At 54.2% G+C, this 23,302-nt stretch carries 27 protein-coding genes; 6 read left to right on the top strand and 21 right to left on the bottom strand.

Translation table 11 applies throughout. From position 1 onward, the window contains the following. From BS640_RS11500 to fkpA, 9 genes are all read right to left on the bottom strand, one after another. A partial coding sequence (locus tag BS640_RS11500; protein ID WP_227989775.1) for a GTP-binding protein occupies nucleotides 1-147 on the bottom strand: 147 nt, incomplete at its 3' end. A 71-nt stretch (nucleotides 148-218) separates the two neighbouring features. Beyond that, complete coding sequence (fusA, locus tag BS640_RS11495) at nucleotides 219-2,333, bottom strand: elongation factor G (RefSeq protein WP_017494309.1); 2,115 nt, start codon at nucleotides 2,331-2,333, stop codon at nucleotides 219-221. Between the two features lie 215 nt (nucleotides 2,334-2,548). Further along, nucleotides 2,549-3,019: a 30S ribosomal protein S7 gene (gene rpsG, locus BS640_RS11490; RefSeq protein WP_009638962.1), complete on the bottom strand. Its 471-nt coding sequence runs from the start codon at nucleotides 3,017-3,019 to the stop codon at nucleotides 2,549-2,551. A gap of 96 nt (nucleotides 3,020-3,115) precedes the next feature. Continuing rightward, a complete protein-coding gene (gene rpsL, locus BS640_RS11485; protein WP_013573668.1) occupies nucleotides 3,116-3,490 on the bottom strand; it encodes a 30S ribosomal protein S12 in 375 nt (124 codons plus the stop codon). 142 nt (nucleotides 3,491-3,632) lie between these two features. Continuing rightward, nucleotides 3,633-3,920 carry a sulfurtransferase complex subunit TusB gene (tusB, locus tag BS640_RS11480; RefSeq protein ID WP_017494308.1) on the bottom strand — a complete coding sequence of 96 codons (288 nt, stop codon included), beginning with the start codon at nucleotides 3,918-3,920 and terminating at the stop codon, nucleotides 3,633-3,635. 13 nt (nucleotides 3,921-3,933) lie between these two features. Beyond that, nucleotides 3,934-4,311, bottom strand: coding sequence for a sulfurtransferase complex subunit TusC (gene tusC / locus BS640_RS11475; RefSeq protein ID WP_084912601.1), 378 nt, complete (start codon nucleotides 4,309-4,311; stop codon nucleotides 3,934-3,936). A 21-nt stretch (nucleotides 4,312-4,332) separates the two neighbouring features. Continuing rightward, the gene (gene tusD, locus BS640_RS11470) at nucleotides 4,333-4,725 is read right to left on the bottom strand and encodes a sulfurtransferase complex subunit TusD (protein ID WP_017494306.1); all 393 of its coding nucleotides are present in this window, start codon (nucleotides 4,723-4,725) and stop codon (nucleotides 4,333-4,335) included. Between the two features lie 2 nt (nucleotides 4,726-4,727). Further along, on the bottom strand, nucleotides 4,728-5,444 hold the full coding sequence (locus BS640_RS11465) for a helix-turn-helix transcriptional regulator (RefSeq protein WP_017494305.1): 717 nt from the start codon (nucleotides 5,442-5,444) through the stop codon (nucleotides 4,728-4,730). 273 nt (nucleotides 5,445-5,717) lie between these two features. Further along, nucleotides 5,718-6,563: an FKBP-type peptidyl-prolyl cis-trans isomerase gene (gene fkpA / locus BS640_RS11460; RefSeq protein ID WP_017493666.1), complete on the bottom strand. Its 846-nt coding sequence runs from the start codon at nucleotides 6,561-6,563 to the stop codon at nucleotides 5,718-5,720. 272 nt (nucleotides 6,564-6,835) lie between these two features. Between fkpA and BS640_RS11455 the strand changes: the two genes are divergently transcribed. Further along, nucleotides 6,836-7,054, top strand: a complete 219-nt coding sequence (locus BS640_RS11455) for a protein SlyX (RefSeq protein WP_017493667.1) — start codon at nucleotides 6,836-6,838, stop codon at nucleotides 7,052-7,054. A gap of 67 nt (nucleotides 7,055-7,121) precedes the next feature. Here the strand turns inward: BS640_RS11455 and slyD are convergent, their stop codons facing one another. The 4 genes from slyD to kefG form a co-directional block, all read right to left on the bottom strand. Further along, the gene (gene slyD, locus BS640_RS11450; RefSeq protein WP_084912600.1) at nucleotides 7,122-7,676 is read right to left on the bottom strand and encodes a peptidylprolyl isomerase; all 555 of its coding nucleotides are present in this window, start codon (nucleotides 7,674-7,676) and stop codon (nucleotides 7,122-7,124) included. A gap of 130 nt (nucleotides 7,677-7,806) precedes the next feature. After that, nucleotides 7,807-8,010 carry a YheV family putative zinc ribbon protein gene (locus BS640_RS11445; protein ID WP_017493669.1) on the bottom strand — a complete coding sequence of 68 codons (204 nt, stop codon included), beginning with the start codon at nucleotides 8,008-8,010 and terminating at the stop codon, nucleotides 7,807-7,809. 108 nt (nucleotides 8,011-8,118) lie between these two features. After that, nucleotides 8,119-9,966, bottom strand: a complete 1,848-nt coding sequence (kefB, locus tag BS640_RS11440) for a glutathione-regulated potassium-efflux system protein KefB (RefSeq protein ID WP_390896440.1) — start codon at nucleotides 9,964-9,966, stop codon at nucleotides 8,119-8,121. Next, nucleotides 9,930-10,481 carry a glutathione-regulated potassium-efflux system ancillary protein KefG gene (kefG, locus tag BS640_RS11435; RefSeq protein WP_017493671.1) on the bottom strand — a complete coding sequence of 184 codons (552 nt, stop codon included), beginning with the start codon at nucleotides 10,479-10,481 and terminating at the stop codon, nucleotides 9,930-9,932. Before kefG ends, kefB begins: the two co-directional genes overlap by 37 nt. Before the next feature lie 137 nt (nucleotides 10,482-10,618). Here kefG and BS640_RS11430 point away from each other — a divergent pair, with 137 nt between their 5' ends. Then, nucleotides 10,619-12,538, top strand: a complete 1,920-nt coding sequence (locus BS640_RS11430) for an ABC transporter ATP-binding protein (RefSeq protein ID WP_084912599.1) — start codon at nucleotides 10,619-10,621, stop codon at nucleotides 12,536-12,538. A gap of 55 nt (nucleotides 12,539-12,593) precedes the next feature. On the opposite strand, the gene tauD is transcribed toward BS640_RS11430, so the two are convergent. The 5 genes from tauD to BS640_RS11405 form a co-directional block, all read right to left on the bottom strand. After that, the gene (gene tauD / locus BS640_RS11425; RefSeq protein WP_017493673.1) at nucleotides 12,594-13,445 is read right to left on the bottom strand and encodes a taurine dioxygenase; all 852 of its coding nucleotides are present in this window, start codon (nucleotides 13,443-13,445) and stop codon (nucleotides 12,594-12,596) included. Then, nucleotides 13,442-14,278: a taurine ABC transporter permease TauC gene (tauC, locus tag BS640_RS11420; RefSeq protein ID WP_017493674.1), complete on the bottom strand. Its 837-nt coding sequence runs from the start codon at nucleotides 14,276-14,278 to the stop codon at nucleotides 13,442-13,444. Before tauC ends, tauD begins: the two co-directional genes overlap by 4 nt. Beyond that, complete coding sequence (gene tauB / locus BS640_RS11415) at nucleotides 14,275-15,042, bottom strand: taurine ABC transporter ATP-binding subunit (RefSeq protein WP_017493675.1); 768 nt, start codon at nucleotides 15,040-15,042, stop codon at nucleotides 14,275-14,277. Before tauB ends, tauC begins: the two co-directional genes overlap by 4 nt. Nucleotides 15,043-15,052: 10 nt before the next feature. Then, complete coding sequence (gene tauA, locus BS640_RS11410) at nucleotides 15,053-16,042, bottom strand: taurine ABC transporter substrate-binding protein (protein WP_017493676.1); 990 nt, start codon at nucleotides 16,040-16,042, stop codon at nucleotides 15,053-15,055. A 207-nt stretch (nucleotides 16,043-16,249) separates the two neighbouring features. Beyond that, nucleotides 16,250-16,852, bottom strand: coding sequence for a LysE family translocator (locus BS640_RS11405; protein WP_017493677.1), 603 nt, complete (start codon nucleotides 16,850-16,852; stop codon nucleotides 16,250-16,252). A 103-nt stretch (nucleotides 16,853-16,955) separates the two neighbouring features. Between BS640_RS11405 and BS640_RS11400 the strand changes: the two genes are divergently transcribed. From BS640_RS11400 to BS640_RS11390, 3 genes are all read left to right on the top strand, one after another. Further along, the gene (locus BS640_RS11400) at nucleotides 16,956-17,951 is read left to right on the top strand and encodes a hydrolase (RefSeq protein ID WP_017493678.1); all 996 of its coding nucleotides are present in this window, start codon (nucleotides 16,956-16,958) and stop codon (nucleotides 17,949-17,951) included. Nucleotides 17,952-17,958: 7 nt separating this feature from the next. Next, the gene (locus tag BS640_RS11395) at nucleotides 17,959-18,186 is read left to right on the top strand and encodes a YheU family protein (protein WP_017493679.1); all 228 of its coding nucleotides are present in this window, start codon (nucleotides 17,959-17,961) and stop codon (nucleotides 18,184-18,186) included. Nucleotides 18,187-18,295: 109 nt separating this feature from the next. Next, a complete protein-coding gene (locus BS640_RS11390) occupies nucleotides 18,296-19,165 on the top strand; it encodes a phosphoribulokinase (protein WP_017493680.1) in 870 nt (289 codons plus the stop codon). A 42-nt stretch (nucleotides 19,166-19,207) separates the two neighbouring features. Here the strand turns inward: BS640_RS11390 and BS640_RS11385 are convergent, their stop codons facing one another. Beyond that, entirely contained in the window at nucleotides 19,208-20,389 is a 1,182-nt protein-coding gene (locus BS640_RS11385) for an amidohydrolase (RefSeq protein WP_084912598.1), read from the bottom strand. A gap of 30 nt (nucleotides 20,390-20,419) precedes the next feature. Then, nucleotides 20,420-21,616, bottom strand: a complete 1,197-nt coding sequence (locus BS640_RS11380; RefSeq protein WP_084912597.1) for an MFS transporter — start codon at nucleotides 21,614-21,616, stop codon at nucleotides 20,420-20,422. 190 nt (nucleotides 21,617-21,806) lie between these two features. On the opposite strand from BS640_RS11380, the gene BS640_RS11375 reads away from it, so the two are divergent. Next, complete coding sequence (locus BS640_RS11375; RefSeq protein WP_017493597.1) at nucleotides 21,807-22,715, top strand: LysR substrate-binding domain-containing protein; 909 nt, start codon at nucleotides 21,807-21,809, stop codon at nucleotides 22,713-22,715. Between the two features lie 21 nt (nucleotides 22,716-22,736). On the opposite strand, the gene BS640_RS11370 is transcribed toward BS640_RS11375, so the two are convergent. Continuing rightward, nucleotides 22,737-23,147, bottom strand: a complete 411-nt coding sequence (locus tag BS640_RS11370; RefSeq protein WP_084912596.1) for an OsmC family protein — start codon at nucleotides 23,145-23,147, stop codon at nucleotides 22,737-22,739. Nucleotides 23,148-23,302 lie beyond the last annotated feature (155 nt).

Here is a 23,302-nt window from a genome sequence, read left to right as displayed (position 1 = left end):
CTGGTCGAATGCACGAGCAGAACCGCCGTAGGTTTTAGCCAGAACGGTGGTGATAGCAGCAGTCAGGGTAGTTTTACCGTGGTCAACGTGGCCGATAGTACCAACGTTGACGTGCGGTTTGGAACGTTCAAATTTTTCTTTAGACACGGATATATTCCTTACTATTGTGCTCTCCCCTCAAGGAGAGAGCACGGGATCATTGTGTTAAAAACCTAGGCTTATTTACCACGGGCTTCGATTACGGCCTGTGCAACGTTGCTTGGCGCGTCATCATACTTCAGGAATTCCATGGAGTAAGATGCACGACCTTTGGTCAGTGAACGCAGCTGAGTTGCATAACCGAACATCTCGGAAAGCGGAACTTCAGCGTGAATCACAACGCCAGTCGCGTTAGATTCTTGGCCTTTCAGCATACCACGACGACGGCTAAGGTCACCGATAACGTCACCAGTGTTCTCTTCTGGAGTTTCTACTTCAACCTTCATGATTGGTTCAAGAAGCACAGGTTTTGCTTTCTTAAAGCCATCTTTAAAGGCGATAGATGCTGCCAGTTTAAACGCCAGTTCAGAGGAGTCAACGTCATGGTAAGAACCGAAGTGCAGACGCACGCCCATGTCCACTACCGGGTAACCAGCCAGCGGGCCAGATTTCAGCTGCTCCTGGATGCCTTTGTCAATCGCACCGATGAATTCACCAGGAATTACACCGCCTTTGATTTCGTTGACAAACTCGTAGCCTTTAGGGTTAACACCCGGCTCGAGTGGGTACATGTCGATAACAACATGACCGTACTGACCACGACCACCAGACTGCTTGGCGTGTTTACCTTCGATGTCGGTAACTTTGGCGCGAATCGCTTCACGGTAGGCTACCTGCGGCTTACCAACGTTAGCTTCAACGTTGAATTCGCGACGCATACGGTCAACCAGGATGTCCAGGTGAAGCTCACCCATACCTGCGATGATTGTCTGACCAGATTCTTCATCAGTCCAAACGCGGAATGATGGGTCTTCTTTAGCCAGACGGCCCAGAGCCAGACCCATTTTTTCTTGGTCAGCTTTGGTTTTTGGTTCTACAGCTACGGAGATTACCGGCTCTGGGAATTCCATACGCTCAAGAATGATCACGTTGTCCGGATCACACAGGGTATCACCAGTAGTCACGTCTTTCAGACCGATCGCTGCAGCGATATCGCCTGCACGAACTTCTTTAATTTCTTCACGCTTGTTAGCGTGCATCTGAACGATACGACCCAGACGTTCACGCTGAGATTTCACTGGGTTAAATACAGTGTCACCTGAGTTGACGAGACCGGAGTAAACACGGAAGAACGTCAAGTTACCCACGAATGGGTCAGTAGCGATTTTGAACGCCAGAGCAGAGAACGGCTCTTTGTCGTCAGAATGGCGAACTGCTGGAGTGTCTTTACCGTCGTCCAACATACCGTTGATAGCTTCAACGTCGGTTGGTGCTGGCAGATACTCAACAACAGCATCCAGCATTGCCTGTACGCCTTTGTTTTTAAACGCAGAACCACAGGTAACCAGGATTACTTCGTTGTTCAGAACGCGCTTACGCAGAGAAGCTTTGATCTCTTCTTCGGTCAGCTCTTCGCCACCAAAGAATTTCTCCATCAGCTCGTCAGAACCTTCAGCAGCGGCTTCAACCAGTTTCTGGCGCCATTCTTCAGCCAGTTCTTGCATATCAGCTGGGATCTCTTCGTATTCGAAGGTCACGCCCTGATCTTCTTCGTTCCAGTTGATTGCTTTCATCTTGACAAGGTCAACAACGCCGGTGAATTTCTCTTCTGCGCCGATAGCCAGCTGCAGAGGAACCGGAGTTGCATTCAGACGCTGTTCGATCTGACCAACAACTTTCAGGAAGTTAGCACCCATACGGTCCATTTTGTTAACGAACGCGATACGAGGAACTTTATATTTGTTAGCTTGACGCCATACGGTTTCAGACTGTGGCTGAACGCCGCCAACAGCACAGTAAACCATTACTGCGCCATCAAGAACACGCATAGAACGTTCAACTTCGATGGTGAAGTCAACGTGTCCTGGGGTGTCGATGATGTTGATGTGGTGTGGTTCGAACTGCTTAGCCATACCAGACCAGTAACAGGTAGTCGCAGCAGACGTGATGGTAATACCACGTTCCTGCTCCTGCTCCATCCAGTCCATGGTTGCTGCGCCGTCGTGTACTTCACCGATCTTGTGGTTTACACCGGTGTAGAACAGAACACGTTCGGTAGTCGTCGTTTTACCGGCGTCGATGTGAGCGCTGATACCAATGTTACGGTAACGCTCAATGGGTGTTTTACGAGCCATTTGATTCCTCTATTACTAGGGCGTTCAAGTTCAGTTAATCCAAACGGGCTAACTGTTGCCAGCGCCCGCTTGTTTAGCATATACCCGCAATCTTTCAAATCGCAGATGCGTAAGCCGTTTCGCTCACCCCGGTCCATTAACCATGTAAATTCCCGGGGGTCTTCCAACTGCCGTCTTTCTGCAAGTTGAAATCTTGGGGTATCTACAGCGGGTAATTACCAGCGGTAGTGGGCGAACGCCTTGTTGGCTTCGGCCATACGGTGAACGTCTTCACGTTTCTTAACAGCAGTACCTTTGTTGTCTGCTGCATCAGAAAGTTCGTTCGCCAGGCGCAGAGCCATGGATTTATCACCGCGTTTACGAGCAGCTTCAACGATCCAACGCATTGCCAGAGCATTACGACGAACCGGACGTACTTCAACTGGAACCTGATAAGTAGAACCACCAACGCGGCGGGACTTAACTTCGACGGTCGGACGGACGTTGTCCAGAGCGACTTCGAAAGCTTCCAGGCTGTCTTTACCGCTACGTTGAGCCAGGGTCTCAAGTGCGTTGTAGACGATTGCTTCTGCAGTAGATTTTTTACCATCTACCATCAGGATATTTACGAATTTAGCCAGCAGTTCGGACCCGAACTTAGGATCTGGCAGAATTTTACGTTGACCAATGACGCGACGACGTGGCATGGGAATACTCCGTTGTTAATTCAGGATTGTCCAAAACTCTATGAGTTTATTTTGACAGTAATGTGAAAATGTTTGGCCTTACTTAACGGAGAACCATTAAGACTTCGGCTTTTTAACGCCGTATTTAGAACGAGACTGCTTACGGTCTTTAACGCCTGAACAGTCCAGTGCGCCGCGAACGGTGTGGTAACGCACACCTGGCAAGTCTTTTACACGACCGCCACGGATGAGGATCACGGAGTGTTCCTGCAGGTTATGACCTTCACCGCCGATGTAGGAGGTAACTTCAAAACCGTTAGTCAAACGAACGCGACATACTTTACGCAGTGCGGAGTTTGGTTTTTTTGGAGTGGTGGTGTACACACGGGTACAAACGCCACGTTTCTGCGGGCAAGCTTCCAGCGCTGGAACGTTGCTTTTAGCAACCTTCGTAGAGCGTGGTTTGCGTACCAGCTGATTAATTGTTGCCATTAAAAAGCTCCTGGATTTTGTTTCGTAAACTACTTTGTAAACACGTGATAAATCGACCCACGATCGGCAGATGCCAATATGGGACGCAGAATTTTATTGCTGACCCGTGAAAGTGTCAAGAAATATACAACAATTCGCGAAATCACCATGCGACGTGTTGGCGATGCTTCTCGGTCAAATCAACGAATCCAGTATAGTCGATCGGCGTCACTTTGTGTGAAATTTGACCAGACAGGCCGCGGGCCTGCAGGTCTTCGCTGAGCACATACACCGGACAAGTCAGAACAGATATATGGGACTGTGCCAGGCTGTTTTCAAGCGCGGCCGTCACACCGTCCTGCATAAGCAGTAAGGCATCCGTGTCACTCACCAGGCGCATAAGTGCCGGTAAATCACATTGTTGAGGAGAACGGGCAAGGGTAAAAAGCATAGTCTTTTCCCGATCAAAAAGTTATGACAACGTCATAGGAAGCCAGCTTCTGGCGCAATACATCAGGTGAGAGCCGTTCTACATCCAGCACCCAATCGTCATATTCTGCCAGCCCACGCTCCTGTGCAGATGCGCCACAGATAAAGCATTGTTCAACGTCATAAAGCGGCAATACGCCATAAGTAGCAATATAATCACGCGCTAAAATTTTTTCCGGCTGCTGGCCCTTGAGCAGCTGCAGCACACCGTCGGCCACGAAAAAGACGCCAATGTCTTCACTGAGCGCCGAGGTCGCGAGCAGTGCGTCCAACCCTTCTCTGCCGGCAGACGTGCCGTGTGGTCCTTGTGAAAACACAAAGGCCACTCTTTTTACTTGGTTTTCTGCCTTCATGTTTCGGCCTGTTCCTGACGCTTAAAACTGTATCAGCCGATCGCAGACCAACGCGGCTTCCGCGAGACTGCCTAATCCGGTCAACGCGAAACCTGGCTGCAGATTGGGATATTTGTCTTCATGGTGGGTGGCCTCATCGGCGTCCATCACCCCGCGACGCAGCGCGGCGGCGACGCAGACATTAAGTTCAACCTCATGGGCGTGGGCCAACTGCTGCCATGCGCGCACCAGGTCAAATTCGTCGGAAGCCGGTGAGGTCAGCCGGTTGCCGTTAAGCACACCTTCACGATAGAAAAAAACGCTGTCGAGTTTGTGTCCACGGGCGAGAAGCGCCAGAGCAAACTGATAGGCTGCGCTGGCCTGCTGGGTGCCATACGGCGCCCCAGTGACCAAAATGCTGTATCGCAATGTCAACGCTAATTCCCCAACGGCTCGCCGCTTTTGAACTGGCGAATATACAGATAAACCGTATGTTTGGAGATATTCAGGCGGTCGGCAACCTGGTTGATTGCGTCTTTAATATCAAAAATGCCCTTCTCATACAGGTTGAGTACCACCTGACGATTCTTGGCATTGTTAGTGACGTTACGGTCCGCGTTGACTTCTTCGATGGTGAACTCGAGCGTTTGCGCGACGAGATCGTCCACGGAGGAGGCAAAGTTGACGGAAGGCGAGACGTCCTGCGTTTCCGGCGGCATAAAGGTTTGCATGATCTGCGAGAACGGCACGTCGAGGTTCATGTTGATACACAGTAAACCGATCACACGCTGATCGCGGTTGCGAATGGCGATAGTGACCGACTTCATCAGCACGCCACTTTTTGCACGGGTAAAATAGGCTTTAGAGACATTGCTGTCTGCGCCCGTCATATCGTGCAGCATGCGCAGCGCCAAATCGGTGATAGGCGAGCCTATCTTGCGACCGGTATGTTCCCCATTGGCGATTCGAATAGCCGAGCATTTCAGATCTTCCAGAGAATGCAGAACTATTTCACAGTGTTGCCCAATCAGCATGGCCAAACCGTCTACCACCGCCTCGTAGGAGGTCAGGATTTCATGGTCGGTTGCACTAAAAGGACGTTGGTCCAGCAAATCCAGTTCACCGGTTTCGCCATTTAAAAGCGAATTAGACATTGAAGCTACCACCCTCTACATCGTGAGCTCACTCATCATCTGGAATGAGGCTCTCCGTTCAATCAATCTCAGCAGGCCCTAATGTAACAAAGCTGCAGCGAAAAAGGTGCCTACGATTATTCAAGTTATTGACGTTAAGCTCGAGCGATAAAGTCGTCAAGCTATCATCATAGAGTAACCCCAGTAAAAATGGGGAGGAAGCGCTCACAAAGATGACGGTAAAAAAAAACCGCCGCATAAGCGACGGTTTTCTTGGGCAAAAATCAGAAAAAATTATTCTGATTTAGCAGCGTCAGCGTCAGCCGGTTTGGTCGCATCTTTCGCGTCAGCTTTTGGAGCCGGTTTGATATCCAGCAATTCTACTTCGAATACCAGAGTAGAGTTGGCAGGGATACCTGGGACGCCAGTTTTACCGTAGGCCAGAGCCGGTGGGATAACCAGCTTGATTTTTCCGCCTTTCTTAACGTGCTTCAGACCTTCGGTCCAGCCTGGAATAACGCCGTCAAGACGGAAGGACAGTGGCTCGCCGCGGGTGTAAGAGTTGTCGAACTCGGTGCCGTCAACCAGGGTACCTTTGTAGTTCACAACTACGGTGTCGCTGTCTTTTGGCGTAGCGCCGGTACCTGGTTTCTCAACCTGATACAGCAGGCCTGACTCAGTTTTCTTCACGCCTTTTTCTTTAGCGAAGTCAGCGCGGAATTTATCGCCTTTGTCTTCGTTGGCTTTAGCGTCTGCTTCCATTTTCTGCTGGGCAGAAGCTTTTACTTTAGCTTCGAAGCTTTGCAGGGTCTTTTCGATGTCTGCGTCAGACAGCTTGCTCTTGTTCGCGAACGCGTCCTGAACACCGGCGATCAGCTGGTCTTTATCCAGTTTGATGCCCAGTTTTTCTTGTTCTTTCAGGGAATTGTCCATGTAACGACCCAATGAAGCACCCAGAGCGTAAGCAGCCTGCTCATCGTCGTTTTTGAATTGTGGGTTGGTAGTAGCTGGTGCTGAAGCCGCTGGTGCAGCTGCAGTCGAATCAGTCGCTTTTGCAGCATCTGCTGCCATGGCCTGAGTTGCGCCCAGGGCAAGAGCCATCGTGGTAGCTAACAGCGTTACTTTAAACAGTGATTTCATCCATTTCTCCAAGACTTGAGGCTCTTACCTCAAGTAACAATACGAAAGTTCGCCGGTTAATATAACTGTCCGTGTCAATGCATGACAATCGCTATACTAATCGAACGCGCCTAAATGAGACCTTTTTTGCTTCAATAAGTTTCTGAAGTCACCACAAAACGGCTAACTCTGAGTTTTTTCTGATGATTGCGGGTAGAATATGGCGCAAACTCTGTCATTCTGACAGCCTATCCTTATCAGGCGGCACCTAAGCGGCATTACAGGCAAAAATTATGGACCAACATAACTTCGAACAGCGGCTTGAAGCGCTGGAAAGCAAACTGGCTTTTCAGGAAGTGACCATTGAGGAGCTGAATCAGATAGTGACCTCGCATCAGCTGGAAATGAGCCGACTGCATGACCACCTGCGCCTGTTGACTGACAGGCTGCGTGCTTCACAGCCTTCAATGATTGCCGATGCGTCGGAAGAAACCCCGCCGCCGCACTATTGAGAGCTAAATGAAGCAATAAAAAAGGCGACCCCGGGGTCGCCTTTTTTCATTAATCGGCCTTTATCGATTAGTGGCTGCAGCCGCAACCGCCGGTACCACAACCGCCCTGACCGTGGTCATGGCCGTGATCGTGGTCGTGGTCGTGGTCGTGACCGTGCTCACCGTGAACGTGGCCGTGAGCCAGTTCTTCTTCGGTTGCTTCACGGATAGCCACAACTTCAACGTTGAAGTTCAGGTTCTGACCGGCCAGCATGTGGTTACCGTCAACCACAACGTGGTCGCCGTCAACTTCGGTGATTTCTACTGGAACAGGACCCTGATCGGTATCAGCCAGGAAACGCATGCCCACTTCCAGCTCGTCTACGCCCATGAACACGTCTTTAGGAACGCGCTGAACCAGGTTCTCGTCGTAGTTACCATAAGCTTCGTTAGCGCCCACGTGCACGTCAAAACGATCGCCAACCGCATGGCCTTCCAGCGCGCTTTCCAGACCGGAAATCAGCGAGCCGTGACCGTGCAGGTAGTCCAGTGGTGCGCTAACCGGTGATTCGTCAACCAGCACACCGTCTTCTGTACGTACCTGATACGCAACGCTGACAACCAGGTCTTTTGATACTTTCATGATAACTCCTACCGTTGAAAACTTGATTTCGTCAAAGATTGTACTTTGCGGAACACTGTATTTTGCGAAATATTGTAGCGGAAAACCGCGCCTCTGTACCGAACAGCATAAAAAAAGGCGCGGGATAGCACTACTCGGGATGGAAGATTCCAATTACCTGCTCTTCGCCTCGAACGTGCTTGGTGACCTGCTCATCGGTCTGACGTTTGTGGTGCCCGCACTTGGCACATTCCACCACTTCGACCTGATCTTCCTGCCATAACATCAGTGTATCCAGTGCTTTACACTCAGGGCATACCGCACCGGCGATAAAACGTTTACGCGTTGTAGCCATTTCTTGCCTCTCATGAATCTCCACCACGAGACGCCCGTAGCCGCCTCGCCGGATGGAATCCTTTACAAAAAATATTCGGAAACTTCTGTCATGGTACGCCTTGCGGCGCTATTCGTCATCGTCCCAGCCGTCGAGCTGCCGGCGTTCATTATGCATTTCACTTTCGAAGATATCTTCCAGCTCGCGACGCGCCTCTTTCACACGGGAAATTTGCGCCACATCGCCCTGCACCTGCGGCACCAATTCACGCAGCATGCGCATATCCAGACGGCGGAAATGCTGCTGCGCACGGTAGGCGCTGTGAGGATGCATACCGAGCGTAATGAGCGTCTTTTTACCCAGTTCAAGCGCACTCGAGAAAGTTTCACGCGAGAAGTTCTGAACACCGGCCTGCAGCAGCTCGTGCGCCTCAACGCGCCCGCGCGCACGAGCCAGAATATTCAGATGCGGGAAATGCTCCTGACACAGTCGGACGATTTCCATCGTATCCTGCGGTTCATTACAGGTGATAACGATGGACCTGGCCTTCTCTGCGCCAGCGGCACGCATGAGTTCGAGCTTGGTCGCATCGCCGTAATACACCTGATAACCAAAGCTGCGCATCAGGCTCACGGCGCTGATATCGCGCTCGAGCACGGTGATACGCATCTTGTTGGCCATCAACAGGCGACCGACAACCTGACCAAAACGCCCAAAGCCGACGATGATCACCTGCGGCTCGTTATCCTCGACGAAATGCTTCTCGTCACTCTCCTCCTGCGCGTTATAGCGGCGCACCAGAATCCGGTCGACGTATTTGAGCAGCAGCGGCGTGGTCATCATCGACAGCGTGACAATGACCAACAGCAGGGAAAGCTGTGTCGAAGAGATAACCTTCAGCGCCCCGGCGGCAGAGAACAGAACGAAGGCGAATTCTCCGCCCTGACTTAGCACCGCCGCAAACTGTAATCGCACCGAGGTGCGCAGGCCAAACACCCGGGCCAATAGATAGAGCACACCGCCCTTGACCATCACCAGCAAGATGACGCTCGCCAGCACCAGCAAAATATTGGTGTAAAGCACGCCAAGATTCAGCGCCATGCCGACAGAAATAAAGAACAGGCCAAGCAGCAGTCCCTTAAAAGGCTCGATAGCGATTTCCAGTTCGTGCTGGTATTCGCTTTCCGCCAGCAGTATCCCGGCGATGAAGGTGCCTAGCGCCATCGAGAAACCAAGCTCCTGCATGAACAGCGCCGCGCCAAGCACCGTCAACAGGGCGGCAGCGGTAAACACCTCGCGCACGCCGGAGGCCACAATAAGACGAAAGATCGGCCGCAGCAGATAGCGCCCGCCGACCAGCATGCCGACAAATGCCAGCACCTTCATGCCGATCATCGCCCAGTCATTACCGCCGGAAGAGGTGCCCGCCAGCACGGGGATTAGCGCCAATGCCGGGATAACAGCGATATCCTGAAACAGCAGCACCGCAAAACCGAGCTGTCCGCCCTCGTTGCGCGTCATGCCTTTGTCCTGCATCAGCTGAAGCGCCATCGCGGTCGAGGACATCGCCAGACCGATGCCGCCTATCACCGCCGCCTGCCAGGCGAAGTGTGTCAGATACAGCAGGCCGCCCAGCACCAGCGCGGTGAGAATGACCTGACCGGCCCCAACGCCAAATATCTGTCGCCGCAGCTGCCACAGCTTGCCGGGATTCAGCTCCAACCCGATGATAAACATCAGGAACACGACACCGAGCTCGGAAAAATGCAGAATCTCGTCGACGTCGCGAATAAAGCCCAAGCCCCAAGGGCCGATGGCAATGCCGGCCAGCAGGTAGCCTAATACCGCGCCAATCCCCAGGCGTTGGGCTATCGGCACCGCGACCACGGCGGCAAACAGGAACAGCAGTATCGCTGTCGGTAAATTAGAGCTGTCGATAGTTAAACCCCTCCATGTGGGACAGGAGACTGTAGCCATTCCGCGTAGGCCTCGGCGTGGCTGGCCAACATTTCCGGCTGCTGACGTCGCGCCCAGTAAATAAGAATCGGCGTCATCCAGTGCATGTGGCACATGGCGGCGGTTAGCTCAAAGGGCCGCAGAATGTCACTCATTTTGTAGCGATTGTATCCCCCCACCCGGTACGCGCCCTCCGGCTCGCCGGTGGTAATAACCGAACGCCAGTACTTGCCGCTCAGCGCCGTCCCGCCCGCACCGCTGGCAAAGCCACGGGCGAGTACGCGGTCCATCCACTCCTTGAGCAGTGCCGGACAGCTATAGGTATACAGAGGATGTTGAAAAACAATCACTTTATGGTCACGCAGCAGTTGCTGTTCGCGGTGAATATCGATAAAAAAATCAGGATAATGGGCGTACAGATCGTGAACGGTAACGTTGTCCAGCTTGCGTGCCTTGTCGAGTAATACGCGGTTGGCGACCGAATCGGGTGACTCCGGGTGAGCGTAAAGCAGCAAAACCTTAGGTGGCTGCGACATCAATACCTCCAAAGCGTCGTCAGGGTGCCGTTTTTCAGCTACCATGCTTCGCAAATACCAAATAGGACGTTTTATACGTCTTGTTTAACTCATGCTCGTGACAGTTAATTTAACATACCCTAAACAGACGGCGCTTTATGATAGTTTTCTCATCGTTACAAATCAGGCGTGGCACCAATGTCCTGCTTGACAATGCATCTGCCACTATCAATCCGGGTCAGAAAGTCGGACTGGTAGGAAAAAACGGCTGCGGTAAATCAACCCTGATTTCCCTGTTGAAAAACGAAATGAGCGCCGATGCGGGCAACCTGACGTTTCCGTCAAACTGGGCACTGGCCTGGGTAAATCAGGAAACTCCGGCACTAGACGTTCCCGCGGTTGAGTATGTTATCGACGGCGATCGTGAGTTTCGTCAGCTGGAGTCCGAGCTCAAAGCCGCCAACGAGCGCGACGACGGCCACGCCATCGCGACGTTGCACGGTAAGCTCGACGCCATTCAGGCCTGGACCATTCCGGCACGTGCCGCCAGCCTGCTCAGCGGGCTCGGCTTTACGCAGAATCAGCTGCAACAGCCGGTAAAATCCTTCTCCGGCGGCTGGCGTATGCGCCTCAACCTGGCGCAGGCACTTATCTGCCGCTCCGACCTGCTGCTGCTCGACGAACCGACCAACCACCTCGATCTGGACGCCGTTATCTGGCTGGAAAAATGGCTGAAGAACTATAACGGTACACTGGTGCTGATTTCCCACGACCGAGACTTCCTCGACCCGATCGTCGATAAAATCCTGCACATCGAACAGCAGACCTTAAACGAATACACCGGTAACTATTCGTCGTTTGAACGCCAGCGCGCGACCAAACTCGCCCAGCAGCAGTCACTGTTCGAACATCAGCAGGAAAAGGTGGCACACCTGCAAAGCTATATCGACCGCTTCCGCGCTCAGGCCACCAAGGCCAAGCAGGCACAGAGTCGTATCAAAATGCTGGAACGCATGGAGCTGATTGCCCCGGCCCACGTCGACAACCCTTTTCATTTTAGTTTCAGGTCGCCGGAAAGTCTGCCCGACCCGCTGCTGCGTATGGAAAAAGTTAGCGCGGGCTATGACGACAACGTCATCCTCGATTCTATCAAGCTCAATCTGGTTCCCGGCTCGCGTATCGGCCTGCTCGGCCGCAATGGCGCGGGTAAATCGACCCTGATTAAGCTACTTGCGGGTACCATGCCGCCGCTTGCTGGCGATATTGGTCTGGCGAAAGGCGTGAAGCTCGGCTACTTCGCCCAGCATCAGCTCGAGTTCCTGCGTGCCGAAGACTCCCCGTTACAGCATCTGGTGCGACTGGCAGACAAGCAAACCGAACAGCAGCTGCGTGACTACCTCGGCGGCTTCGGCTTCCAGGGTGACAAAGTGACCGAGAAGACCGAGCGCTTCTCCGGCGGCGAGAAAGCCCGTCTGGTGCTGGCGCTGATCGTGTGGCAGCGCCCTAACCTGCTGCTGCTCGACGAACCGACTAACCACCTTGACCTCGACATGCGTCAAGCGCTGACCGAGGCGCTGATCGACTTCGAAGGCGCGATGGTGGTGGTATCGCACGACCGCCACCTTCTGCGCTCCACCACCGACGACCTGTATCTGGTCCATGGCGGTAAGGTCGAGCAGTTCGACGGCGACCTCGAAGACTACCAGCAGTGGCTGGTCGATATTCAGCGTCAGGAAAGCCAGCAGGACACACCGGAAAAAGACGCCGGTGCCAACAGTGCGCAGTCACGCAAAGACCAAAAACGTCGTGAAGCCGATTTCCGCAACCAGACTCAACCGCTGCGTAAACAGATAACCACACTGGAAAAACAGATGGACAAGCTGAGCAGCGAACTGGCGAGCGTCGAAGAGAAGCTGGCCGACTCGGCAATTTATGACAGCAGCCGCAAGGCCGACCTGACCGCCTGCCTGCAACAGCAGATCAAGGTGAAAGGCGAGCTGGAAGAGGTCGAGATGACCTGGCTCGATGCGCAGGAACAGCTTGAGCAGTTGGCGCAGGAATTTAACGCCGGCGCTTGAGCCTTCTTAATGCGGGGGCGCGTCCGTGCCCCCGACATCTCTTCAGGCTATGAGGTTACGAAGCCTTATAGAAAGGTTTATCCCCGAGGATCGTCGCCCGATGCATGATACGCCGCTGCGGTAAGTAGTCCGCATTAGCGTAGTGCTGCGTGATACGGTTATCCCAAATCGCGATATCGTTCTCCTGCCAACGCCAGCGCACCTGGAACTCCGGTTTGGTGATATGGCGGAACAGGAACTCGAGGATCGCCGCACTCTCTTTTTCTTCAAGTCCCACGATGCGGGTAGTGAATCCCTCATTCACAAACAGCGCCTGCCGGCCAGACACCGGATGCGTGCGGATAACCGGATGCAGCAACGGCGGGTTCTTCTCTTTGGCCTCCAGCCACTGCTGATGTTCTTCCGGCGTTTTACGGTATTTGTACTCCTGGAACGACTTGGTGAAATCATGCTCAGCCTGCAAACCGGCCAGCAGCTTCCTGAAGGGTTCAGACAGCGCCTCATAGGCCGCAATGCCGCTGGCCCACAGGGTGTCACCGCCGGTAGAGGGCAGCGTCTTGGCCGCCAGTATGGCCCCCAAAGGCGGGGTCTCGATAAAGGTCACGTCAGTGTGCCAGTTATCGTTATCCGGCGGATTGTTGTCGTGAGTATCGAAAATAATGATTTCCTGCGCCTCCGGCGTCTGCGGATAGACAGGGTGGATGTGCAGATCACCAAACTGTGCCGCCAGCGCACGCTGCTGAACCGGGGTGATCGGCTGATCGCGGGCAAACAACACCTGATACTTGAGCAGCGCATGATAGAGCTGTTCAAACTGTGCGTCGGATAATGGACGGCTAAGCGACACATCCTCCACCAGCGCGCCGATGTGCGGCCCTAGCGGGGTAATTTTGAGACGTTCGTTCATTGTTGTTCTCCGTGCCAGGGGGTCAGTTTGCGTTGCAGATAACGCAACCCCAGTTCAAGCGCACAGGCAATCAGCGCGATAACGCTTATCCCGGCAATAACCACATCAGTGGCCAGAAACTCTCCGGCCGACTGAACCATAAAACCTAATCCCCGCGTTGCCGCAATAAGCTCGGCGGCGACCAGCGTTGACCACCCCACCCCGAGTCCGATGCGAACGCCGGTGAGAATTTCAGGCAGCGCACCGGGCAGAATCACATAGCGCAGCACCTGCCAACGGCTTGCGCCCAACGCCTGCGCGGCCCGAATGCGGACCTTTGAGGCGCTGCGAACGCCGGCCAGCGCCGACATCGCCACCGGCGCGAAAATTGCCAGATAAATCAGCAGAATTTTCGAGGTTTCACCGATACCAAACCAAATAACCATCAGCGGGAGATACGCCAGTGGAGGAACGGGGCGATAAAGTTCGATTAACGGGTCCAGAATGCCGCGCAGCGTTTCATTCAGCCCCATGGCAATCCCGACAGGTACTCCCACCACCACCGCCGCCAACAGGGCAATAACAATGCGCGTGAGGCTGGCCGCAAGGTGCTGCCACAGCGTGGCGTCCATGAAGCCCTGCGGACTGGCAATGGTAATCAGCTGATGCAGCACCTGCTGCGGTGCAGGCAGAAACAGCGGCGGGATCCACTTGAGCGCCGTGACGGCCCACCAGATAAACAACAGCGTCACCAGTGTACCTATGCTCAGACGCACGTTACGCGGCAGCGACCTGCCTTTTGACGTTTTACCCTTCTCGCGCACGAGTGTTTTCAGAACAGGTTCTGCGCTCATAGCAGGCCTCCACGATGTTCAAATACCTGGCTGAGCACGTACTCGCGCCGTTGAATGAATTCCGGCGATGACTTGATGCTACGGCATGATTCACCGTCGGCGTAGCGCTGTCCGAAGTCCAGCGAGATGCGTTCCAGTACTCTACCCGGCCCCGGAGAGAGCAGCAGCAGTTCACTGGCGAGGAATATCGCTTCCTCAATGTCGTGGGTAATCAGGAAGATTTGTTTGCCGCTATCGCGCCAGATCTTGAGCAACAGCTCCTGCATCTGTTCGCGGGTAAAGGCGTCGAGCGCGCCGAAGGGCTCGTCGAGCAGCAGCAGGCGAGGATCGGCAGCCAGTGCACGGGCAATGCCCACGCGCTGACGCATACCGCCGGAAAGCTGCCACAGTTTGTGATTCTCATACCCCGAGAGTCCAACCTTGGCGAGCATCCGTTCCGCCGTCTGCCGACGCTGGTGTTTATCGACGCCGGCGAGCTGCAGGCCAAACTCGACGTTACTTTGTACGTCACGCCACGGCAGCAGCCCCTCGTGTTGGAAGACCACGCCGCGCTCCGCACCGGGTGCGTTAACCGGCAAACCGTCCAGGCTTATCGACCCACCGCTCGGCGCGGTAAATCCGGCAATCAGATTGAGCAGCGTGGTTTTGCCACAGCCCGACGGCCCTAGCACCACCACCAGCTGCCCGGCATCTATCTGCAGGGAAATATCATGCAGTACCGGATTACCCTGATACTCGGCGGAAAGTTGAGAAACCTGAAGCATGTCTTTCTCCTTAGGACTGCGGGCTGGCCTGAACGGCCTTAACAAACTTGTTGGTCACGTAGCTGCTGTAGTCGGCGTCTACCTGGTCCACTTTGCCCTGTTCTTTCAGGAAGCTGGCCGTATCTTTGATGGCTTTATCGACCGGCTGACCCAATTGCGTCACCTGCTCGCTGACCGGCAGATAACGGTTACCTTTTACCAGCTCGGCAATTTGGTCATCCGGTACCCCGCTCAGGCGCGACAGCGTGTTCAGATTCGAGGTGTCCTTCAGCCACTGGTCAGGGTTTTGCAGATAAGATTTCTGTGCGCCCAGTGCGGCACGGGCAAAAGCGGTGACCACTTCAGGATGCGCCTGGGCGAAGTCTTTACGGACCACCCAAACGTCAAGCGTCGGCGAACCCCATTTGCCCACCTGAGAGGAGTCGGTCAACACCTTGCCGGTTTTTTCCAATTCGTTCACCGCCGGTGCCCAGACATAGGCGCCGTCGATGTCTCCGCGAGCCCAGGCGGCGGCAATGGCCGGTGGCTGTAGATTAACGATGGTAACTTTCTTAGGATCGATGCCCCAGTGTTTCAGCGCAGCCAGCAGGCTGTAGTGCGTCGTGGAGATGAACGGTACGGCGATGCGTTTGCCTATCAAGTCCTGTGGGCTGTTGATGCTTTTCTTCACCACGAAGGCTTCAGAGCTGCCTAACTCCGAGGCCAGCAGGAAGGCTTCGATAGGCAGTTTCTGGCTGGCGGCAACGGCGAGCGGGCTGGAGCCGATATTCCCGATCTGCACATCGCCCGAGGCCAGCGCGCGCAGTACGCTTGAACCGCTGTCAAATTTACGCCAGTCCACCTTGGCACCGGATTCTTTCGCAAAGGTGTTCTCGGCCTGCGCCACCTTGGCCGGTTCGGCGGAGGTCTGATAGGCCACGGTGACGTCTACCGCGTGTGCGCTGAGTGCGGTCAGTGACAGCAGCAGTGCTGCGCCACGCAAAATTGAACGGTTTGCCATCGATAAATGCTCCACAAGAGTGATGAGTCGTTTTTATTCGGGTTTGTAGAGAATTTTTAGCTGAGCGCAGGAAGCATTTAAAGTAATTAAAAATTACCTTTAATAACCAAAAGGAATATATGGGATTTATAACGCAGGCACGGTGGGATACAAAAGCAAAACGGCCACCCTCGCGGATGACCGTTATTTATCGAGCCGGGTCGATAATTATCGCCAAATCAACAACACGCAGGCGGCAGTGAGCAGCCCCATGGCGATGTTGAAGGTGTACCACGCTCGGCGGCTGTGCAGCAGTCGACCGATCACGGTGCCGAAACCCAGCCAGATAATGCCTGAAACCAGATTGACCAGGAACATACCCAAGCTGATAGCCGCAATAGAGTGGTTGTAGGCCGCTCCGGCGAGGCTGAAGCTGGCAACCGCCCCGAGTCCCATCAGCCAGGCCTTGGGATTCAGGAACTGAAGCAGCCATCCCTGATACAGACGAATAGGCTTGGGTGGCGGGGCGTCAGTTTCGAGTGTCTCATAGGCTGAGGTGCCAATCTTCCACGCCAGCCACAGCAGATAAAGGCTACCGAGAACCTTTAATACCGTGTGTAGGGTAGGATAAATCAGGATTAACCCGCCAACGCCGAAGGCAACCAGCAGCAGAATGCTCTGCATGCCCAACATGATGCCTATCATCAGCAGGAGTGAACGCATAAAACCAAAGTTCGCACCCGAGGTCGTTAACAACATATTATTTGGGCCGGGCGTAATTGCCGCTACCCATAAAAATCCAAGCATCGAAAGAAATAAACTAAGTTCCATTTAACAGGTGCTCCTCACCTCCAACTATTGTGCGATTAGCAGTGAAGCTATCAGTGTGCTATTGGTAGTACAAGCTTACTGAACAGGATTTTTTTCAGAAAATATGGCTCATCATTTTCTTCCCCTGCGCGGCGCTAGCAATCCGCACTTGCAAACCTTGCTGCCGCGTTTGTTCAGGCGGCGCGTCAAACTCAAACCGGTGTGGCAACGGCTCGATTTACCCGACGGCGACTTTATCGATTTGGCCTGGAGTGAAGACCCGCAGTCTGCCCGCCACAAGCCGCGTATGGTGCTGTTTCACGGGCTTGAAGGCGGCTTTAGCAGCCCCTATGCCCACGGGCTATTAGCGGCGTGGAAAAACAAAGGCGGCCTCGGTGTGGTGATGCATTTTCGCGGCTGTAGCGGAGAACCTAATCGACTTAAGCGCATCTATCATTCCGGTGAAACGGAAGACGCCCGCTTCTTCCTTAACTGGTTGAGCGAGACCTACGGTGATGCCCCAACCGCCGCCGTCGGTTTTTCGCTGGGCGGCAATATGCTGGCCTGTTATCTTGGCGAGGAGGGCGAGAACTGCCGTTTACAGGCGGCGGTCATCGTCTCTGCGCCACTGATGCTCGAACCCTGCGCCTATCGCCTCGAGAAAGGCTCGTCACGCTTTTATCAGCGCTACCTGCTGGACCAGCTCAAGGCCAACGCCCGACGCAAGCTGATTAAATATCCGGGCACGCTGCCGGTGACGCTCGAGCAACTAAAATCGATGCGGCGTATCCGCGAGTTCGACGACGCCATTACCTCGCGCGCCCACGGTTTCCAAAACGCGCTAGACTATTATCGACGCTGTAGCGGAATGCCGCGGCTGCCGAGGGTCAAAGTGCCGCTGCTGATCATTCACGCGAAGGACGACCCGTTCATGACGGATGCGGTGATTCCGAACGCACAGGATCTACCGCCTGGGGTAGAATATCAGCTCACCGAACACGGCGGTCACGTCGGTTTCGTTACCGGCAGTTGGCTGAATCCAGTAATGTGGCTGGAAAAACGCATTCCCGACTGGATAGCGCCGCGGCTGATCCCCGAATCACAGACTGAGAAAAGATAAACCTAAGATGATGATCCCCTGGAAAGAGTTAGCCCCGGAAACGCTGGATAGCGTAATTGAAGGTTTTGTACTGCGCGAAGGCACCGACTATGGCGAACAAGAGCGTACGCTTGAGCAAAAAGTGGAAGACGTACGCCGTCAGCTAAAAAGCGGCGACGTGGTGCTGGTATGGTCTGAACTGCATGAAACGCTGAATATTATGCCACGCGGACAGTTTCGCGCCGGTGACGTATAAATTAGCGAATAGATATGGTAACAATAAGCTTAATTATGCGTATTAGGCTTCCCCAATAGATTCCTGGTGCAGATGCGTTGACTGCAATTTGAAAGATGAAGGGATTACCATGTCAGCTAAACACCCTGTTATTGCCGTAACTGGCTCAAGCGGCGCCGGAACCACAACCACCAGCGTCGCTTTTCGAAAGATTTTTCAACAGCTTGGCCTGCACGCTGCCGCTCTTGAAGGCGACAGCTTTCATCATTTCACACGCCCTGAAATGGACGCTGCCATCCGTAAGGCGCGCGACCTGGGCCGACACATTAGCTACTTTGGCCCCGAAGCCAACGACTTCACGCTGCTTGAGCAGAGCTTCATTGAATACGGTAAAACCGGTACCGGCCGTTCGCGCAAATATCTGCATACTTATGATGAAGCGGTGCCTTATAACCAGGTGCCCGGCACTTTCACTCCCTGGCAGGCGCTGCCCGAGCCAACCGACATCCTGTTCTACGAGGGCCTGCACGGCGGCGTAGTCACTCATCAGGTTGATGTCGCGAAACACGTTGATCTGCTGGTCGGCGTGGTGCCTATCGTCAACCTTGAGTGGATCCAGAAACTGGTGCGCGACACCGGCGAGCGCGGGCATTCGCGCGAGGCGGTTATGGACTCAGTGGTCAGATCGATGGACGACTACATCAATTACATTACGCCGCAGTTTTCCCGAACCCATATCAACTTCCAGCGCGTGCCGACCATCGACACCTCGAACCCCTTTGCCGCGAAAGCCATTCCGTCACTCGACGAGAGCTTCGTGGTGATTCATTTCCAGGGGCTGGACCAGATTGACTACCCGTATCTGCTGGCGATGCTGCAAGGCTCCTTTATCTCGCACATTAATACGCTGGTGGTTCCCGGCGGCAAGATGGGGCTGGCCATGGAGCTGATTATGGGACCGCTGGTGCAGCGGCTGATGGAAGGCAAGAAAATCGAATAGGCAGACGGCGGGAGAACCGTCTGCCGTTAAACCCACGGTGGTTTACTCGGCGATCAGCAGGTCACGAATAAACCCGACGTGCAACTGAACGCCGATCGCCAGCGCGTCTTCATCCAGCTTGAAGCGCGGATGGTGGACACCGTGGGTAGCGCCAATACTTTCATTACCGCTGCCGATAAACAGGAAGCAGCCCGGGATTTTCTCCTGATAAGACGAGAAGTCCTCGCTGCCGTAAATAGGCTCTGACAGCTCAATCAATTCCTCTGCTCCCCTTTCACGCGCCACCACGCGACGCGCAATCGCACAAGCATCGGCATGGTTGTTGCCAATCGCATAGCCGCGAGTCCATTTCACCTCAGCCTGAGCACCGTGCGCCTGAGCAATGCCCATCACCGTCTGCTCGACCAGCTGCGGAACCCGCTCGCGGACTTCGGCATTGTGGGTACGCAGCGTACCCGCCAACCTTGCCGTATCAGGGATAACGTTATACACCTCACCGGCCTGGAAGACGGCAACGGTCAGTACCGGGGCATGCTGCGGATTAAGCTTGCGCGCCACAATCTGCTGCATTGCTGTAACCACTTCCGCACCGACGGTCACAGGATCAATACACATGTGTGGCATTGAGCCATGACCCCCGCGCCCCTTGAGGATGATGTCAAAATTATCGCTCGAACCGCTGAACACGCCCTCTTTCAGAATCACCTTGCCGGTGGCGAAGTTAGGCAGAACATGCAGGCCGAAAATCATACTCACACCGTCGAGCACGCCCAGTTTGACCAGCTCCTGAGCGCCGCCCGGAGGCGCTTCTTCCGCATGTTGGAAGATAAATCGCACGCGACCTTTGAGCGAGGATTTGCACTGCGCCAGAACCTTAGCCGCGCCCAACAGCATGGCCGCGTGAGCGTCATGACCGCACGCATGCATAACGCCGGGATTGGTTGAACGGAACGGCTCGTCGCTCTCCTCCTGAATAGGCAGTGCGTCGATGTCTGCACGCAGCGCGTAAATTGGACCCGACCTGTCGCCAGTCAGCTCGGCAATGACGCTGTTTGGCGTCAGGCGTGTCAAAGTCAGGCCGGGGATCGCCGACAGCTGCTCGGCAATATAGTCGGCGGTTTTCGCCTCCTGAAAGGACAGCTCAGGATTGGCGTGAATATGTCGACGCCAGCGCACCACATCTGCGTTAACTTCACTCACTAATGCTTCAAAATTAATCGTCATTATTGGCTTCCTCAAAATGGGGGCAGTTCACTAGGCTGCATCACGCGCAGCAAAACGAGATTTAGACAGCAAAGGCAACATCAGCAGGCCCGAGACCCACATCACCAGCGTCAGAAAAATAAAGGTCGAGTCATAGCCATGGGTCAGGGTAATCAGATAGCCCATCGCGATGGGCGCGACGAATCCCCCCAACGTCCCCCCGGTGTTAAGCAGCCCAATAGCCCCGCCCATAACCTCGGTCGGCAGGCGTTTCATCGGCAGGGTAAAGGTGGTGACAAAGGACGACATCATGAAAATGTTGCCGAAGAACAAGAACAGGCAAACGGTGTAAACCGAATTCGAGGTGTAGACCAGCCAGATACAGACACCGCTCAGCAGCGAGCTGTACAAGATGACCTTCGGCTCGCGGCCCTGCATGAATTTCCCCACCAGCCAGCCCGTCGAGAGCGAGGAGATCCAGATACCCAACCCCCCTACCGCAACGACTATCCCCGCGACGTCGAGCGAAAAACCACGCTGCTGCACCAGATATTTCGGCAACCAGGCCATGAGCCCGTAGGTCGGGATATTGATGCAAAAGTTAACGGCGAACAGCACCAGCACAATAGGATTTTTAAGCAACGCGAGATAGCTCCCTGTCTTGTTGGCGGCCGAAGTTGCCGAATCACGCGGCGGCGATGGTACCCAAAACAGGATGAAAGCGGCCACCACGAAGGCCAGCAGGCCCAGGGTCGAGAACGATCCGCGCCAGCCGACGTGCGCCAGACAGTACACGGCCACCAGCGGACCGACCGTCATCGCCAGTCCGGCAGAAGACAAGAGAATCGATTGCGCGAAAGTACGCTGTTCGACGTTGAAGTTAGCAACAACCGACTTGGCGCACGAGCTGGGATAACCCGAATGCCCGATACCGGCCAGAAAACGGAAGGTGATCAGCAGACCCAGACCAAAACCCAACAGCCCGAAGCACAGCGCAAAGCCGCCCAACAGCGTCAGTGAACAGGCCAGGACTTTTTTATAGCCGAAGCGGTCGTTGAGCCAACCGGCGGGGATCTGAAACAGCGAATAGGCCAGAAAAAACATGCCGGTGATATAGCCCAGTTGCTGAGGGGCTAAATCGAACTCGCGACCTATCGGCAACAGCGCAAAACCAATCACGGTTTTATCGATGTAGACCAGAACATAACCCAAAAACAGTAAGAAAATCATTAAAGAACGATTTTGCATAACTGATATCCTCGAATGTTATATCCCAGCAGCCACCCCTGACCTGAGAAAAAGATAACGCGCTGAATTGTTTATTTTTATATGCCAGTTAACAGTCAGTTACCGACTTCTTAAAAACCTAGCAGCTTTACTTCAGAGCCATAAGATGCAATTTTTTGAGGGGTGATGCTTTTTACTGATAGGGTCTGAGATGAAATATTTGCCCAAGCTGCAACAGCTAAAGGTTTTTCAGCAAGTTATCCGCAGCGGCAGCATTCGCGGGGCGGCGCGTGCGATGAATCAGTCACAGCCTGCCGTCAGCAGAACGCTGCGCGAGCTTGAACAAATCCTCGATACTCAGCTGATCGTTCGCGGCACGCAGGGTATGACGCTCACCGAGACCGGCCGCGCCTTCTCGCAGCGAATGCAGTTTATTCTCGAAGAACTGCAGCGCGCCGCCGACGAAATACAGCAAATCAACCAATTCTCGCAGGGATCGGTGGCGGTCGGCTTCTCGTCGCTGCTGGCGCTGACCATTTTTCCCGCGCTGGCCACTGAGTTCACGGCGCAATATCCGCAGGCAAAATTGCATATCAAGGAGTCGCAGCTCTCGACCCTGCTGCCTTCATTGCGTGAGGGAAGGTTGGATTTCGCCATCGGCACGCTGGGCGTCGGACTCCCCATCGAAGACATGGTGTGCGAGCCCTTGTTCAGTGCGCCGTTCTGCGTCGTCGCCCGCAGGCAGCATCCGCTGGCGCAGGCCACGTCGTTAAGCGAATTGAGAGAGGCAAGCTGGCTGCTTCCCGAGACGGACATGGGTTATTACCAGCAGCTTGCTGCCCTGCTGGAGGAAAACGGCTGCCACGCGGTGAAATCGCCTATCCGTACCGACTCATTGATTAGCGGGCTGATGATGATGCTGAACGGGGATTATCTGTCGGTGGTCGGCAACGCCATGGCGACGCCGTTCTTCATGGAAGACAAGCTTTGCCGCCTGCCTGTCGACAGCCTGCCGGCGGCGCAATACTGCCTGGTTTACTCACAAAAAACGCCGCTAACCTTAACGGCGCGGCGTTTCTTAGACCTGCTGCGGCTGCACTGTCAGCGTTACCCTTGGTAACGTGCCGCACAGCACTCAAGCTTATTCTATTGAATCAATAACTTCAAAGCTGTGGGTGATAGTCGCTGCCTTGCCCAGCATCAGCGAAACCGAGCAATATTTTTCGGCAGACAGCGTTACAGCGCGCTCCACCACTTTATCCGTCAGACCCTTGCCGGTCACGATGAAGTGCAGGTTAATGGTGGTAAACAGGCGCGGCGCTTCTTCGCGGCGTTCGGAGGTCAGCTTGACCTCACAACCGACGACGTCGTTGCGGCCTTTTTGCAGAATGGACACCACGTCGATGGCGCTGCATCCACCCGCTGACATCAGCAGCATCTCCATCGGGCTCGGTGATTTGTCGCCCGCATTGCCGTCCATCAGAATTTGATGGCCAGAAGAAGACTCACCAAGAAACGTTAATCCCTCGACCCATTTTACACGTGCTTGCATTTGCCTTTCTCCGGTAATAATTTTCAAAACAGACTACCCTTAACCCCTGAAACTGGCAATGGAACTCGATCCGCATCATGCTGAAGCGAGACAACACAAGACACGTCACCAAAGCTGTGCTACAAACAAGGCGAAAGAAACTTTCCAACAAGTTG

Source organism: Rouxiella badensis (genome assembly GCF_002093665.1).
GTDB classification, from domain to species: Bacteria; Pseudomonadota; Gammaproteobacteria; order Enterobacterales; family Enterobacteriaceae; genus Rouxiella; species Rouxiella badensis.
The sequence above is the reverse complement of the archived record's forward strand: the minus strand, read 5'-3'. Positions and strand labels throughout refer to the sequence as shown.